The sequence below is a fragment of the Amycolatopsis sp. NBC_00345 genome (assembly GCF_036116635.1).
GTDB lineage: Bacteria > Actinomycetota > Actinomycetes > Mycobacteriales > Pseudonocardiaceae > Amycolatopsis.
In genome coordinates, this window is the sequence record NZ_CP107995.1 from 3,267,537 (window position 1) to 3,280,777 (window position 13,241).

Sequence of the window (13,241 nt, forward strand, 5' to 3'; positions counted from 1 at the left end):
AAGTCCCCTAGCGCGGCACTGCCGCATCTCGGTTCTCGACGACGAAAAGACCAGGAAACCCTAACCTAACTTAGGCGAGGCTCAGCTAGTACCTTGTGGGTGATGTTCATCCCTCGACGATGAAAGGGCACAGCCGATGCGCGTGGCCATGTTCGGCTACCAGACCTGGGGGCACCGCACCCTGCGAGCGCTGATCGACGCGGGCCACGAGGTCGCCCTCGTCGTCACACACCCGAAGAGCGACCACGCCTACGAGAAGATCTGGTCCGACTCCGTCGCCGACCTGGCCGAGGCGAACGGCATCCGCGCGCTGCTGCGCACGCGGCCCGACGACGCCGAGCTGCTGGCCGAGCTGAAGGCGGCCGACCTGGACCTGATCGTGGCCAACAACTGGCGCACCTGGCTGCCGCCGGAGATCTTCGCCCTGCCCCGGCACGGCACGCTGAACGTGCACGACTCGCTGCTGCCCGCCTACGCCGGCTTCTCGCCGCTGATCTGGGCGCTGGTCAACGGCGAGCCCGAGGTCGGCGTGACCGCCCACATGATGAACGCCGAGCTGGACGCGGGCGACATCGTCGTGCAGCGCGCGGTGCCGGTCGGCCCGAAGGACACGACCACGGACCTGTTCCACCGCACCGTGGACCTGATCGAGCCGATCACCACCGAGGCCATCTCACTCATCGAGACGGGCACCGTGGTGCCGATCGCCCAGGACCGGTCGAAAGCGAGCTTCTTCCACAAGCGGGCGGCGCGCGACAGCCTGATCGACTGGACGTGGCCGGCCGAGGACATCGAGCGCCTGGTGCGCGCCCAGTCCGACCCGTACCCCAACGCGTTCGCCTATCACCGCGGCGAGCAGCTGCGGATCGCCGCCGCCTCGGTCTCGGCGGGGCACTACGGCGGCACGCCGGGCCGCATCTTCATCAAGGAGGGCGACGGCGTGGTGATCGTCGCCGGCCCCGAGGCCCGGCGCGGGCACTCCCCCGGGCTGCTCGTCGAGCGCGTCCGCACCGCCGACGGCACCGAGCTGGCCGCAGCCGACTACTTCACCACGATGGGCGGGTACCTGACCGACCGCCCCTGAGCCCCTTGTGAGTGTTTATGACGGTTCTAACCGGCATAAACACTCACAAGGCCGTCAGGCCTCGGTCACCTTGCCGCCGGCCACTTCGAGGCGGCGGGTGACCGCGACGGCGTCGAGCATGCGGCGGTCGTGGGTCACCAGGAGCAGGGTGCCCGGGTAACGGTCCAAAGCGGACTCCAGCTGCTCGATCGCCGGCAGGTCGAGGTGGTTCGTCGGCTCGTCGAGCACCAGCAAGTTGACGCCGCGGGCCTGCAGCAGGGCCAAGGCGGCGCGCGTGCGCTCACCCGGCGAGAGCGTCTCCGCGGGGCGCAGCACGTGCGCCGCCTTCAAGCCGAACTTCGCCAGCAGGGTGCGGACCTCCGCGTCGGGCAGCGACGGGACTTCGCGGGCGAAGGCGTCCGACAACGGTTCGTCGCCGAGGAACAGCCGCCGCGCCTGGTCGACCTCGCCGACGACGACGCCTGGGCCGAGCGCCGCGCTGCCCTCGTCGAGCGGCAGCCGGCCGAGCAGCGCGGCCAGCAGCGTCGACTTGCCCGCGCCGTTCGCACCGGTGATGGCGACCTTGTCCGCCCAGTCCACCTGCAGGTCCACCGGGCCGAGGGTGAAGCCGTCCCGCCGGACGACGGCGCCCCGCAACGTCGCCACGACCGCCCCGGCGCGCGGGGCCGCGGCGATCTCCATCCGCAGCTCCCACTCCTTGCGGGGCTCCTCCACCACGTCGAGCCGCTCGATCATCCGGTCGGTCTGGCGCGCCTTCGACGCCTGCTTTTCCGTGGCCTCACTGCGGAACTTGCGCCCGACCTTGTCGTTGTCGGGCGCCTTGCGCCGCGCGTTCTTGACGCCCTTCTCCATCCACGAACGCTGCATGCCCGCGCGGGCCTCCAGCGCGGCGCGGGTGCCGGCGTACTCCTCGTAGTCCTCACGCGCGTGCCGGCGCGCCACCTCGCGTTCCTCCAGGTACGACTCGTAACCGCCGCCGTACGCGCGGACCTGCTGCTGCGCCAGGTCCAGCTCGACGACCCGGTCCACGGTGCGGGCCAGGAACTCGCGGTCGTGGCTGACCAGCACGGTCGCCGCGCGCAGGCCGGTGACGAACCGCTCCAGCCGGGCGAGGCCGTCGAGGTCAAGGTCGTTGGTCGGCTCGTCGAGCAGGAAGACGTCGTAACGGCTCAGCAGCAGCGACGCCAGCCCGGCGCGCGCGGCCTGCCCGCCGGACAGCGACACCATCGGCTGATCGAGGTCGACGGCCAGGCCGAGGTCGGCGGCGACCTCGGCCGCGCGCTCGTCGAGGTCGGCGCCGCCGAGGGCGAGCCAGCGGTCCAGCGCCGTGGCGTAGGTGTCGTCCGAGCCGTCGGCACCCGCGGTGAGCGCCTCCGTCGCGGAGTCCAGCTCGGCCTGCGCGGCGGCGACTCCGGTGCGGCGCGCCAGGAACTCCCGGACCGACTCCCCCGGCCGCCGCTCGGGCTCCTGCGGCAGATGGCCGACGGTGGCCGTGGGCGGGTTCAGCCGGACCGCGCCCGACTCCGGGCGCTCCAGCCCGGCGAGCGTGCGCAGCAGGGTGGACTTCCCGGCGCCGTTCACGCCGACGAGCCCGACCACGTCGCCAGGGGCGACAACCAGGTCGAGACCGGAAAACAGGGTGCGGTCACCGTGGCCCGAGGCCAGGTCCTTCGCGACGATCGTTGCGCTCATTTGAGGCCCGAGTCTACGGGTGCCCGGTTCCGCCGCCGCCAGGCCCGGACCCGACCCTGTGTGTGTCGAGTGTCGTCTCGGTCACTCGGAGTGGGTACCCTGGGCGGGTTGTCGATCCTAGGGAGCAGTGAGGTCGGTGAAACTCATGGCGGAACCCGCCACCCCGGTCGCCTTCGGCCATCGGGCGCCGCAGCCGCGGGACCCCCGCGCCGCGGCGCCCCGGCCGACGGTCAGCAGGAGGCGCGAGGTCAGCCACGCGAGCGCCCGCTCCCTGCTGATGACGGTGCTCGGCGAGTACGTGCTGCCGCGCGACCGGCCGGTGTGGACCTCCATGCTCGTCGACGTGCTGGGCGTGCTCGACGTCGAGGAGAAGTCCGCGCGCCAGGCGCTCGCGCGCTCCTCGGCCGAGGGCTGGCTGGTGTCCGAGCGCGTCGGCCGGCGCGTGCGCTGGTCGCTCACCCCGCCCGGGCGGCGGCTGCTCACCGAGGGCGCCGAGCGGATCTACGAGTTCGGCCGCGCCGGCCTGAGCTGGGACGGCCGGTGGCTGATGCTGATCGTCTCGGTGCCGGAGGCGAAGCGCGACCTGCGCCACCGCCTGCGCACACGGCTCACCTGGGCCGGCTTCGGCTCGCCGGTGGCCGGTGTCTGGGTCAGCCCGGACCCGAGCCGTCAGCGCGAGGCGCAGCAGATCGTCGCCGAGCTGGGCCTCGACGCGCAGGCCATGTCGTTCACCGCGGCGTACGGCGAAGTCGGCGAGCAGGAGAGCATGGTCGCCCGCTCCTGGGACCTGTCCGAGCTGACCGACCGCTACGAGGACTTCATCGACCGGTTCACCGGCCTGCGGCCCGCCGGCGGCCGCCCGGCGCTGCGCGCGCAGACCGAGCTGGTGCACGAGTGGCGCCGCTTCCCGTTCCTCGACCCGCGGCTGCCCGCCGAGCTGCTGCCCACCGAGTGGAGCGGTGCGAAGGCCGCGGAACTGTTCCACCGCAAGCACGTCGACTGGCGGCCGGAGGCCCAGCGGTACTGGGACGGGCTGCTCGAGAAAGAGGAGAAGGCATGACCCGCCTGGATCGTGACGAGAGCGGCTTGGCCGTGCTGACCATCGACGCGCCCCCGCTCAACCTCTACACCACCGAGCTGCAGGACGACCTCCTCACGGCGATCTCGTCGCTGGAAGCCGAGCCCGCGCGGGCGCTGCTGATCCGCGCCGAGGGCAAGATCGTCAGCGGCGGCGTCGACGTGTCCCTGTTCGACGCCCAGGGCTCCCCCGCCGAGGCGAAGGTGCTCTTCGACCGGTTGCTCACCGTGCCGGACCGCATCGCCGCGCTGCCGTTCCCGACGGTGTTCGCCGCGCACGGCCTGTGCCTCACCTGGGCGTTCGAGGTGGCCGTGGCGTGCGACCTGCTGCTCGCGGCGTCGCGCGCGAGGTTCGGGCTGGTGGAGAAGGTGGTCGGGCTGACGCCGACGATGGGCGGGACCCAGCGCCTCGCCGCGCGGGCGGGCGTCGCGCGCGCCAAGGAGTTCGTCTACACCGGCGACACCTACGACGCGACCACGCTCGAGCGCTGGAACGTGATCAACCGCGTGCTCCCGGACGACGGCTTCGACGCCGCCGCGCGGAAGTTCGCCACGGACCTGGCGGCGGGCCCGACCCGGGCGCACGCGGCCACCAAGCGCGTGCTCGCGCACTTCGAGCACGGCGGCGTGCCGGAGGCCAACGCCCATGTCACGTCCATCGCCGCCGAGCTGTTCGACACCGAGGACCTGCGCGCCGCGGTGAAGTCGTTCCTCTCCGACGGCCCCGGCAAGGCGACCTTCACCGGCCGCTGACGCCTTCCTGCTTGACGTCTTCCTGCTTGATGACGTCGCAGTCGTTCACAACACCCGCGAATTGTTCAGCCCGCTGAATGGAAATAGCCATTCCGTTCAGCGGGCTGAATTCGTCGGGAACTGTTCCTTCGGAACGCGAAGAAAGTCTATGTCCGGTCTTGACGATTCTGGTCTGGACCATGAAACTGGGACACAGCGCTCACCGGTGACACAAATCACTATCCCCTCCGCCCCCCACCGAGGAGAGCCATGTCCGCACGACGTTCCGGGGTGAGGAAACTCCTCACCCTTGTTGCGATGCTGCCTGTCTGCCTGGGATTGGCCGTCACACCGGCGCCGGCCGCGCCCGCTCCGGCCACCGCCGCCGCACCCGCGGCGTTCACCCATCCCGGCGTGCTGGTGAGCCGCGCACAACTGGATTTCGTCCACACCAAGGTCGATTCCGGCGCCCAGCCGTGGAAGAGCGCGTACGACCAGATGATGGGCAGCGCCTACGCCTCGCTTTCCCGCACGGCGAAACCGCGTTCCGTCGTCGAATGCGGCCCCTATTCGAACCCGAACCTGGGTTGCACCGATGAGCGGGAAGACGCGATCGCCGCGTATACCGACGCTCTCGCTTGGTATCTGACGCAAGACGATCGTTACGCGAAGAAGGCGATCGAGCTGATGGACGCGTGGTCGGCCACGATCACCAATCACACCAACAGCAACGCGCCGCTGCAGACCGGCTGGGCGGGCTCGTCGTGGTCGCGGGCGGCGGAGCTGATCAAGTCGACGTACACGAGCTGGCCGAACGCCGGCCGCTTCGGGACGATGCTGCGCAACGTCTACCTGTCGAAGATCATCGGCGGCAGCAACAGCAACGGAAACTGGGAGCTGGTGATGATGGAGGCGGCCGTCGGCATCTCGGTGTTCCTCGACGACAAGACCAGCTACGACTCGGCGATGGCCCGCTACCGCAACCGCGTGGCGGCGTACGTCTACCTGTCCAGCGACGGCTCCCTGCCGAAGACGGTGCCGGGCAGCGGCCTGAACACGCGCGACCAGATCGTCGGCTACTGGCAGGGCCAGGGCACCTTCATGACCGGCCTGACCCAGGAAACCTGCCGCGACTTCGTCCACACCGGCTACGGCATCGCCTCGATCGCCGACGTCGCGGAGACCTCCCGCATCCAGGGCCAGGACCTGTACGGCACGGACGTCGGCGAGCGGCTCCGCCAGGCCCTGGGCTTCCAGTCGAAGTACCAGCTGGGCGCCGCCGTCCCGAGCAACCTCTGCGGCGGCAAGCTCACCCTGGGCCTCGGCCCGGTCACCGAGGTGGGCTTCAACGCCCTGAACACCCGTCTGGGCATCGCGATGGCCAACACCCAGACCCTGACCGAGCAGCAGCGCCCGGCGGGCACCAACAACCTGTTCGTGGAGTGGCAGACCCTCACCCACGCCGCCAACCCCAACTGACAACCCTCCCGGATCCCGCTCCGGCGCGCAGGTCGCTCCGGAGCGGGTTTCCGCAGGTCAGCGGGAAACGGTGACCTCCCTGCAAGCGTCTGATCGCGACCCGCTAAAGTACTCACATCGCACTCCACGGAGCGCGGGTCCGGGCTGTGGCGCAGTTTGGTAGCGCACTTGACTGGGGGTCAAGGGGTCGCAGGTTCGAATCCTGTCAGCCCGACCGGACAGGCCACGTTCACGCAGGTGAACGTGGCTTTTTTCATTTCCAAGGTTGCTCCGGAACGGCGGAAACCCCGGAGCATGCCACATTCATGTCACATGCTCCGGGGCTTCCCCGTCAGGCCGCCACGCTCTCCAGTGCCCTCGTGCGACGCAGGTCGAGCACGTCGACCACCTCATCGAGGCGTCCTTGTGCCCGAGCATCTGCTGGATCACCTTCACATTCGGCCCCGGCGGCGATCGCGAGCGACGCGGCAGTGTGGCGGAGCTTGTGCGGCGTCAGGTCTGCCACCTGCTACCACTGCCAGGCCGAGTTCACCCCCGCGTACTTGCTGCCACCTCGCGCCGGCTGACCACTGGGTCCGGCTGACCACTGTGTTCAGAGTTTCTTCGCTTGTTCAAGGCGGGCCCCTGCGGGGCCGCGCTGCTTTCGGGCCGGGCACGCGGGGCCGCCTCCGGCACCAAGTACCCGGCCCCAGCGGCTGCACCACGGGGCCACGGAACAAGAAAAAGAGAAGGTCCTCGCCGGACGGACCGGTCTCCGAGATTGGCGGGAGGACGCGCACGTCGAGTTCGTGAGTGACCTGTCGCCAGGTCGACGAGATGGCGAAGAGGCTACCCACTTGTAGTTGGTCAACTACTCGTGACTGAGCAGTTCGCTCCGGATAGCCTCAATCACTCCTGTCCGTTTTCGGCCGGCCTCGTGTGTTCTCTGATTTACCTGAGACTCACACTGTTCGAGGGCCTGCGGATCAAGTGGATCCCTGGGTACGATCTGATGCTCACCCCTCAAAAACTGGGCCTGGAAGCGCCCAACGTCGGCAGTGTGGTCGGCTTCTTCCATCTCCTTCCAGAGCGCCCGTATCGACGGCGAGGCCCACGCCACAATCCGAGCTTCGATATCGGCGTGTTCCTCGCGCGTGATCTCGGGCTCCTGTAGCGCATAGCCGCTCTTCTCCGACCAAAAGTTGTAGTTTTCCGGGCGAAGGCGCGCCAACCTGAGGAGATACTTCACCGCGTCCTCGTACACAGCGAATCGTCGCTCGGAGAGCGCCTGTTGGCGCTGCCCCTTCAGCGTTGTATCGGCCAGTGTTCGCGCATGCCTGAACCCCGCAACCGCCACAAACGCTGTCCCCGCGATACCGACCAACGTTGCCGTCGCCGAGACAGCTGCGCCCTGAACCTGCGGGTTCAGGGCGGCGACCCAGGTCACGAGGTTGGCCGTCACAGTCCAGCTCATTACGTGATCCTATGGCCCATGGAGAGCAGGAACGGGAGTATGCACTGGCGTGCACCGGCTGTCCAAACCGAGCACTCGCCGACCTCGGGTTCCAGTAACGCCCGCAAGGCCCACGACGACCGTCTCGGGTATGCCCCAGATCGCTAATCTTGCGGGCACTCGAACGCCAACGGCTGGATCCCCATCGACCGCGATGGCAATAATCAGCGGGACGCCTACGTCCCCAGCGCCTGCGTCGCGGACGAGTAGCCGCTGGCTCGTCGGCGCCATGAATCTGTGCGGCTGTGGGCCGTCCGCGAGAACGGCCCACAGCCGTGCTTTCGCCGAGGCGGAACCATCACCGGGCGTGGGCAGTGATCCACGGGCCGATCTGCTCGGCCCCCGTGGTGAGGATGCCGAGGTGGTTGGCGTGCGGGACGGTGGCGAAGGTGCCGCCGCTCCCGGCCTGGCGGGCGTAGGCGACGACCTTGGCGGCGTCGAAGACCTCGTCCTGGGCGCCGATCCACACGCCCAGCGGCTTGGTCATCCCGCGGAGGATCGCGGCGCTGTCGTTCGCGTTCTGCGCGAGGGCCATGTTCACGGTGTAGGTGGAGACCAGGTTCGCCGACTTCGCTTGTTCTGTGGTGTAAGCGAAGTTCAACGCCGGGGCGTGCCCGTCGAGGACGCCGTTGGTGACGGCGTTGGCGATGAGCACGCGCTGGCAGACGGTGGCGAAGTTCGACGCGTCCGCCACCGCTTCGGTGCCGGAGTGCAGGCCGAAATCGGGCGCCAGGAACACATATCCGGCCACGAGGGCGTTGACGCGGTCCATGCTGTTGAGCACCAGGCCCGCACCGGCCGAGTGCCCGCCGACGAACTCGGGCAGCTTCGGCTGCAGGCGACGCACCTGCTCGACGACGGTGTCGGTGTCCTGCCACACCTGTTCCGGCGTCGGCGCGTCACCCCGCGGGCCGCCGGAAGTGCCGTGGCCGCGGATGTCCACCAGGTACGTCGCGACGTGGTATCGCGCGGCGAGTTCGGTTCCGAGCTGCAGGTAGCCGGCGGCGCTGTTGGCGCCGGAACCGTGGTAGAAGACCAGCGACGCCACCGGGTTCGCCGGAACGCTCGCGTAGTAGGCCAGTGGCACGCCGTCCGTGGCCGTGAACTGCCCGCTGGGGGCCACGTGCGACTCGGCGGCGTTGTTCTGGTCCTGTTCCAGCCCGCCCGTCTGCGCTTGCGGGAACGAGCACGGCCACACCGCGACGGCCGTACCCGCGCCGGTCACCACCACCAGCGCGGCGACGGTGATCCCGACGGCCCCGAACGCGGCGACGGTCCGCCGCACCGGGCCGCCCGGCCTGATCCGCGGCGGCATCGGGCCGTCTTGGGCGAGCCATTCGCGCACCAAGGGTTTGCGCATCCGCCAGTAGACCAGCAGCGGCAGGACCAGCCCAGCCGCCGGCGCGAGCGTGCCGAACCGGACGACCTGGTAGATCCGGATCGCCACCAGCAGCAGCACCACGGCCACCACCAGCGCGGCCACTCGCCGCCCCGGCCGGCGCAACCGGACGGTCACCCCCCAGCACCCGACCCCGAACGCCACCAGCAGCCAGCCGAAGACGCGGGTCGACACCGGGTACGCCGGGTTCTGCTCGAGCAGACCGTTGACGACGTTGCCGAACCCGGTGAGCACCAGCAGCACCCGCACGACGGTGACGTCACGGGGGCGCGGACTGTCCTGAGTCATCAGCCGTCCTGCCCATCGAAATGCTCGGCGATGGTGGCCTCGGCCTGATCGCACCACGCGAGTTCCGCATCGGCCATGGCGACGGTGTGGGCGCGCACCAGCCAGGCGGCCATCGCGGTTTCGGTGCTCTTCTCCGCCCCTTCGGGCCAATGGGCGCCGGGGATCGTCTCCTCGGCCCGAGTACGCCGCGCCCGGGCCTCGACCCGGCGTTCTTCGATGAGACGGCGCATGACCGCGGGCCCGGCGTGGTCGCTGAACAACAGCTTGACCAGGCCTTCGTCGCGTCGCTGGGCCGGCTCGGCCGGGGTGGCCAGCCAGCCGGCCAACGCCTCCGCGCCGGTCTCCGTCAGGCGCCACACGGTCTGCCGCCCGCCGTCGCCCTCCGGCTCGGCGGGGGCGATGAACCCGTTCTCGGCCAGGAGTTTCAGCTGGGGATACAGCTGCCCGTAGCTGACCCCCCAGTAGTGCCCGACCGAGCGCTGCACCGCCTGCCGCAGCTGGTAGCCGTTGCGTGGCTGAAACGACAGGAACCCCAGGACCGTCCACCCGGTCGGCGTCATCTTCACCCCGCCACCATATCTGCCAGATACAGTGGCGGCACGCGCGGAGACCGTCAGAGTTCGGTGGATTCACCGTGCTCTAGTGCTGTGAACCGGGTGTCGGACGGTGCCAGGTCCTCCAACAGCGGGTACTGCCACTCGGGGTTGCCCAGGATCGCCTCGTGGATCGGCACACTGACGCGGGGTGCGATCGCGCGCTGGAAGTCGACGATTTCCGACGCCTTGAGCCAGGGCGCCGCGATCGGCAGGCCGAGGACATCGACCTTCTGCTCGGGCACGAACAGACCACGCTGCCGCCGGCCTCGATCCGCTCGCCCGGATGGACGACCCGGAACTGGACGCCGAGCCCGTCCACGATCGCGGCGGAGCCCGGGTCCACGAACAGTCGCGCGCCCGGGTTCGCTTCGAGGACGGTGCGCAGGCGTTCCGGCTCGAGGTGATCGGGGTGCTCGTGGGTGATGAGGACGGCGTCCAGTTCGCGTTCGCCTTCGAAGCCGGCCGAGAACATGCCCGGGTCGATGAGGAAACGCGCGCTTTCGGTCTCCAGCAGCACGCAGGCGTGTCCGAAGTGGATGATCCGCATCAAACTGCTCCTTCGGCAGGTGGGCCCTGAGCGGGCGTGGTGAGCCGCATCAGTTCGCCGACGTCGCCGAGCTGGTCCAGGCCGGCGGCGAGTTCGACGATCTTCTGCGCCGCGGACGAGCTGACGAGACCTTCGACGTTGCCGAGGAACTTGGTTTCGAGGTCGTGATCATCGGTGTCCGGAGAGGACGGATGGCCCCGGAAACCCCTTTGGGTATGGGAAAGCACGCGACCGTCCTTGAGCGACACTTCGAGCCGGCAGCTCAACGTGGGCTCCTCGGGCTCGAAGACCTCCGCGTACGGCACGATCCGGTCGACGATCGAAAGCAGATCGGGGTCGGTCCACAGGTCCGGGTTCGCGTAGTCCTCGGGCCGGTTCCCGCCGCGGACCAGCATCAGCGCGACGCTGAACGCGGTGCTGAACTGGGCCGAGACCGTGTTCGCCGGCCGGGTGACCGACGCCCCGTGGGCGATCGCGTACGCGGGCAGCCCGACCCGCATCTCCTCGATCTCCCGCCACCGCAGGCCGGCTTCCCCGACCAGGTGGCGGACCGCCTCCAGCACGGGCACCGCCGTCCCGACCACGGGATAGAGCCGGAACATCGTGTCGACGAGGTGGAAACGGCTCCACAGCGAGTCGATGCCGGAGACGTCCTCGGTGTTGCCGAACAGGCGGAACAGGCCGCGCTCGCCCTCGAAGATCGTGAGCGGCCCGGTGAACCCGTCCTTCGCGAGCAACGCCGCCTGGGATCCGTTACGACCGGCCGAACCGGCGTGCAGCCGCTTGACCTCGCCACCGCTCGTTTCGTACTCCATGGTGCCGGCGGCGTCGCTGCCGGCGATGCCGAACGCGTTCGCGAGCTGCTCGGCGGTCAGGCCGAGTAGTTTGCCCGCGACGGCGGCCGCGCCGAACGTGCCGAGGATCTTCGCGCCGTGCCAGCCGTCGTGCACCATGTTCGGCCGGGTTTCCGCCCCCAGCAACGACATCACCTGCGCACCGGCGGCGATCGCGGTGATCACCCCGCGGCCGGACGCGCCCGTCAGCTCACCGAAAGCGAGCGCCGCGGGTACCACGTACGAGCCGGTGTGCCACGCGGACATGTGCGCGTCGTCGAATTCGAGGCTGCCGGCCAGCGTCCCGTTGACGTAGGCGGCGTAGGGCGCGGTCGTCCGCGCGGTGGAGGCCACGAGAGTGCTCTCCGGTGCGGCTTTCATCGCCTCGACGAGCCGGCGCGGCGGCTGCATCGCGGGCAGCGACGCGCCGCGCACCTGCAGCCCCAGCTGATCCAGGACCAGCAGCTTCGCCACTTCGACCGCGCGCGGCGGCAGCTCTTCGCAGTCCAGGGCGACGACCCACTCCGCGAGCCGCGTCGCCAGTGTTTTCCCGGCCATCAAACGGCAATCGTCTTGTGCTCGACATACTCGGTCAGGCCGACCGCGCCGTTTTCCCGGCCGATTCCGCTGTCCTTGTAGCCGCCGAAGGGGCCGTCGAAAACCGGTGGCGCGGCGTTGATCCGGACCCCGCCGGTCTCCATCCGGCGCGCGATCTCCATCCCGCGTTCGGGATCGGTGGTCCAGACACCGCCACCGAGCCCGTACGGGGAGTCGTTCGCGATCCGCACCGCGTCGTCCTCGTCGTCATACGGGATCACCACGAGGACCGGGCCGAAGATCTCCTCCTGCGCGATGCGCATGCTGTTGTCGACGTCGGCGAACAACGTGGGCTTGACGTAGAAGCCGCCTTCGAGGCCTTCCGGGGTTTCGGGGCCGCCGGTGACCAGCCGAGCGCCTTCGGCGATGCCGATCCGGATGTAGTCCTGGACGCGCTTCTGCTGATCAGCGCGGATCATCGGCCCGATGAACGTCTCGGGGTCGGCGGGGTCGCCGACCTGGAAGCCTTCGACCAGGGTCTTCAGCGCGTCGACGACCTCGTCGTAACGACTGCGGGGCGCGAGGATGCGCGTGTGGGCCTGGCAGTTCTCGGAGTTGTTCGCGAACGACGCGAACTTCAGGCCCTCGCTGACCTGAGCGAGGTCGGCGTCGGCGAGGATGATCGAGGCGGATTTCCCGCCCAGCTCCAGGCTGACGCGCTTGAGCTGTTCCCCGGCGATCGAGGCGATCCGGCGTCCGGCGGCGGTGGAGCCGGTGAAGGAGATCTTGTCGACGCCCGGGTGGGCCACCAGGTATTCACTGGTTTCGCGGTCCGCCGGGATGATGCTGACGACGCCTTCGGGGAAGCCCGCGGCGGTGAAGACCTCGCCCAGGAGCAGGAGGCTCAGCGAGTTCTCCGGCGACGCCTTGAGCACGACCGTGCAGCCGGCGAGCAGCGCGGGGATCATCTTGACCAGCGCGGCCGAGTACGGCGAGTTCCAGGGGATGATCGCGGCGACGACCCCGATCGGTTCGCGGCGCACCACGGTCTTGGACGCCCCGGCCGGGTCGAGGCGCTCTTCCCAGCCGAAGTTCTTCGCGGCTCGCAGATAGGCCTCGGCGGCCCGGTCCAGGGCGGGGGCGCCCCAGCTGGTGAACCACAGCGGCGCGCCGTTCTCCGCGCTGATGAGCGCCGCCGACTCTTGGGCGCGTTCCCCGCGGAGCTTGGTGAACCGGGCGACGACTTCTTGGCGCGCTTCGGGTGTCATGCGAGGCCAGGGGCCGTGGTCAAACGCTTCGCGGGCGGCTGACACCGCCTTGTCGATGTCGGCGGGGGTGCCTTGGGCGGCGAGGCCGAGCAGGCGCCGGTCGTGCGGGGAGCGGATTTCGAGCAGGCCGGGGCCGGCCGGGGCGACCCAGTGGCCGCCGAGGTAGAGCTTGTCGTAGGTGATCATCGGGTCCTCACTCGTCAGCCTCCGTCGTTCT

General features: G+C 69.6%; 11 protein-coding genes, 1 tRNA gene and 1 pseudogene. 5 read left to right on the plus strand and 8 right to left on the minus strand.

Annotated features, from left to right (window positions below; translation table 11 throughout):
* Positions 1 to 136 precede the first annotated feature (136 nt).
* A complete protein-coding gene (locus OG943_RS14135) occupies positions 137 to 1,084 on the plus strand; it encodes a methionyl-tRNA formyltransferase (protein WP_328610212.1) in 948 nt (315 codons plus the stop codon).
* A gap of 54 nt (positions 1,085 to 1,138) precedes the next feature.
* Here the strand turns inward: OG943_RS14135 and OG943_RS14140 are convergent, their stop codons facing one another.
* Entirely contained in the window at positions 1,139 to 2,776 is a 1,638-nt protein-coding gene (locus OG943_RS14140; protein ID WP_328610213.1) for an ABC-F family ATP-binding cassette domain-containing protein, read from the minus strand.
* A gap of 145 nt (positions 2,777 to 2,921) precedes the next feature.
* Here OG943_RS14140 and OG943_RS14145 point away from each other — a divergent pair, with 145 nt between their 5' ends.
* On the plus strand, positions 2,922 to 3,836 hold the full coding sequence (locus OG943_RS14145; RefSeq protein ID WP_328610214.1) for a PaaX family transcriptional regulator: 915 nt from the start codon (positions 2,922 to 2,924) through the stop codon (positions 3,834 to 3,836).
* Complete coding sequence (locus OG943_RS14150; RefSeq protein WP_328610215.1) at positions 3,833 to 4,606, plus strand: enoyl-CoA hydratase/isomerase family protein; 774 nt, start codon at positions 3,833 to 3,835, stop codon at positions 4,604 to 4,606. The genes OG943_RS14145 and OG943_RS14150 overlap by 4 nt, the downstream gene beginning before the upstream one ends.
* Here the strand turns inward: OG943_RS14150 and OG943_RS14155 are convergent.
* Entirely contained in the window at positions 4,593 to 4,787 is a 195-nt protein-coding gene (locus OG943_RS14155) for a hypothetical protein (protein WP_328610216.1), read from the minus strand. The genes OG943_RS14150 and OG943_RS14155 overlap by 14 nt on opposite strands.
* A 116-nt stretch (positions 4,788 to 4,903) precedes the next feature.
* Between OG943_RS14155 and OG943_RS14160 the strand changes: the two genes are divergently transcribed.
* Positions 4,904 to 6,064: an alginate lyase family protein gene (locus OG943_RS14160; protein WP_328610217.1), complete on the plus strand. Its 1,161-nt coding sequence runs from the start codon at positions 4,904 to 4,906 to the stop codon at positions 6,062 to 6,064.
* A 140-nt stretch (positions 6,065 to 6,204) separates the two neighbouring features.
* Positions 6,205 to 6,278 (plus strand) — tRNA-Pro (locus OG943_RS14165).
* A gap of 636 nt (positions 6,279 to 6,914) precedes the next feature.
* On the opposite strand, the gene OG943_RS14170 is transcribed toward OG943_RS14165, so the two are convergent.
* From OG943_RS14170 to OG943_RS14195, 6 genes and pseudogenes are all read right to left on the minus strand, one after another.
* Complete coding sequence (locus OG943_RS14170) at positions 6,915 to 7,517, minus strand: hypothetical protein (RefSeq protein ID WP_328610218.1); 603 nt, start codon at positions 7,515 to 7,517, stop codon at positions 6,915 to 6,917.
* A 337-nt stretch (positions 7,518 to 7,854) separates the two neighbouring features.
* Positions 7,855 to 9,243, minus strand: coding sequence for an alpha/beta fold hydrolase (locus OG943_RS14175; RefSeq protein ID WP_328610219.1), 1,389 nt, complete (start codon positions 9,241 to 9,243; stop codon positions 7,855 to 7,857).
* Positions 9,243 to 9,803 carry a PadR family transcriptional regulator gene (locus OG943_RS14180; RefSeq protein WP_328612065.1) on the minus strand — a complete coding sequence of 187 codons (561 nt, stop codon included), beginning with the start codon at positions 9,801 to 9,803 and terminating at the stop codon, positions 9,243 to 9,245. Before OG943_RS14180 ends, OG943_RS14175 begins: the two co-directional genes overlap by 1 nt.
* Positions 9,804 to 9,856: 53 nt before the next feature.
* A pseudogene (locus OG943_RS14185) lies at positions 9,857 to 10,386 on the minus strand (MBL fold metallo-hydrolase).
* Positions 10,386 to 11,777, minus strand: coding sequence for an MmgE/PrpD family protein (locus OG943_RS14190; protein ID WP_328610220.1), 1,392 nt, complete (start codon positions 11,775 to 11,777; stop codon positions 10,386 to 10,388). The pseudogene OG943_RS14185 and the gene OG943_RS14190 overlap by 1 nt, the downstream one beginning before the upstream one ends.
* Positions 11,777 to 13,210, minus strand: coding sequence for an aldehyde dehydrogenase (locus tag OG943_RS14195; RefSeq protein ID WP_328610221.1), 1,434 nt, complete (start codon positions 13,208 to 13,210; stop codon positions 11,777 to 11,779). Before OG943_RS14195 ends, OG943_RS14190 begins: the two co-directional genes overlap by 1 nt.
* Positions 13,211 to 13,241 lie beyond the last annotated feature (31 nt).

Excerpts from the sequence above, each read along its gene's own strand:
- OG943_RS14135 (WP_328610212.1), top strand. The coding sequence starts at position 137 with ATGCGCGTGGCCATGTTCGGCTACCAGACCTGGGGGCACCGCACCCTG.
- OG943_RS14140 (WP_328610213.1), bottom strand. The coding sequence starts at position 2,776 with ATGAGCGCAACGATCGTCGCGAAGGACCTGGCCTCGGGCCACGGTGAC.
- OG943_RS14145 (WP_328610214.1), top strand. The coding sequence starts at position 2,922 with ATGGCGGAACCCGCCACCCCGGTCGCCTTCGGCCATCGGGCGCCGCAG.
- OG943_RS14150 (WP_328610215.1), top strand. The coding sequence starts at position 3,833 with ATGACCCGCCTGGATCGTGACGAGAGCGGCTTGGCCGTGCTGACCATC.
- OG943_RS14155 (WP_328610216.1), bottom strand. The coding sequence starts at position 4,787 with ATGGTCCAGACCAGAATCGTCAAGACCGGACATAGACTTTCTTCGCGT.
- OG943_RS14160 (WP_328610217.1), top strand. The coding sequence starts at position 4,904 with ATGCTGCCTGTCTGCCTGGGATTGGCCGTCACACCGGCGCCGGCCGCG.
- OG943_RS14170 (WP_328610218.1), bottom strand. The coding sequence starts at position 7,517 with ATGAGCTGGACTGTGACGGCCAACCTCGTGACCTGGGTCGCCGCCCTG.
- OG943_RS14175 (WP_328610219.1), bottom strand. The coding sequence starts at position 9,243 with ATGACTCAGGACAGTCCGCGCCCCCGTGACGTCACCGTCGTGCGGGTG.
- OG943_RS14180 (WP_328612065.1), bottom strand. The coding sequence starts at position 9,803 with ATGACGCCGACCGGGTGGACGGTCCTGGGGTTCCTGTCGTTTCAGCCA.
- OG943_RS14190 (WP_328610220.1), bottom strand. The coding sequence starts at position 11,777 with ATGGCCGGGAAAACACTGGCGACGCGGCTCGCGGAGTGGGTCGTCGCC.
- OG943_RS14195 (WP_328610221.1), bottom strand. The coding sequence starts at position 13,210 with ATGATCACCTACGACAAGCTCTACCTCGGCGGCCACTGGGTCGCCCCG.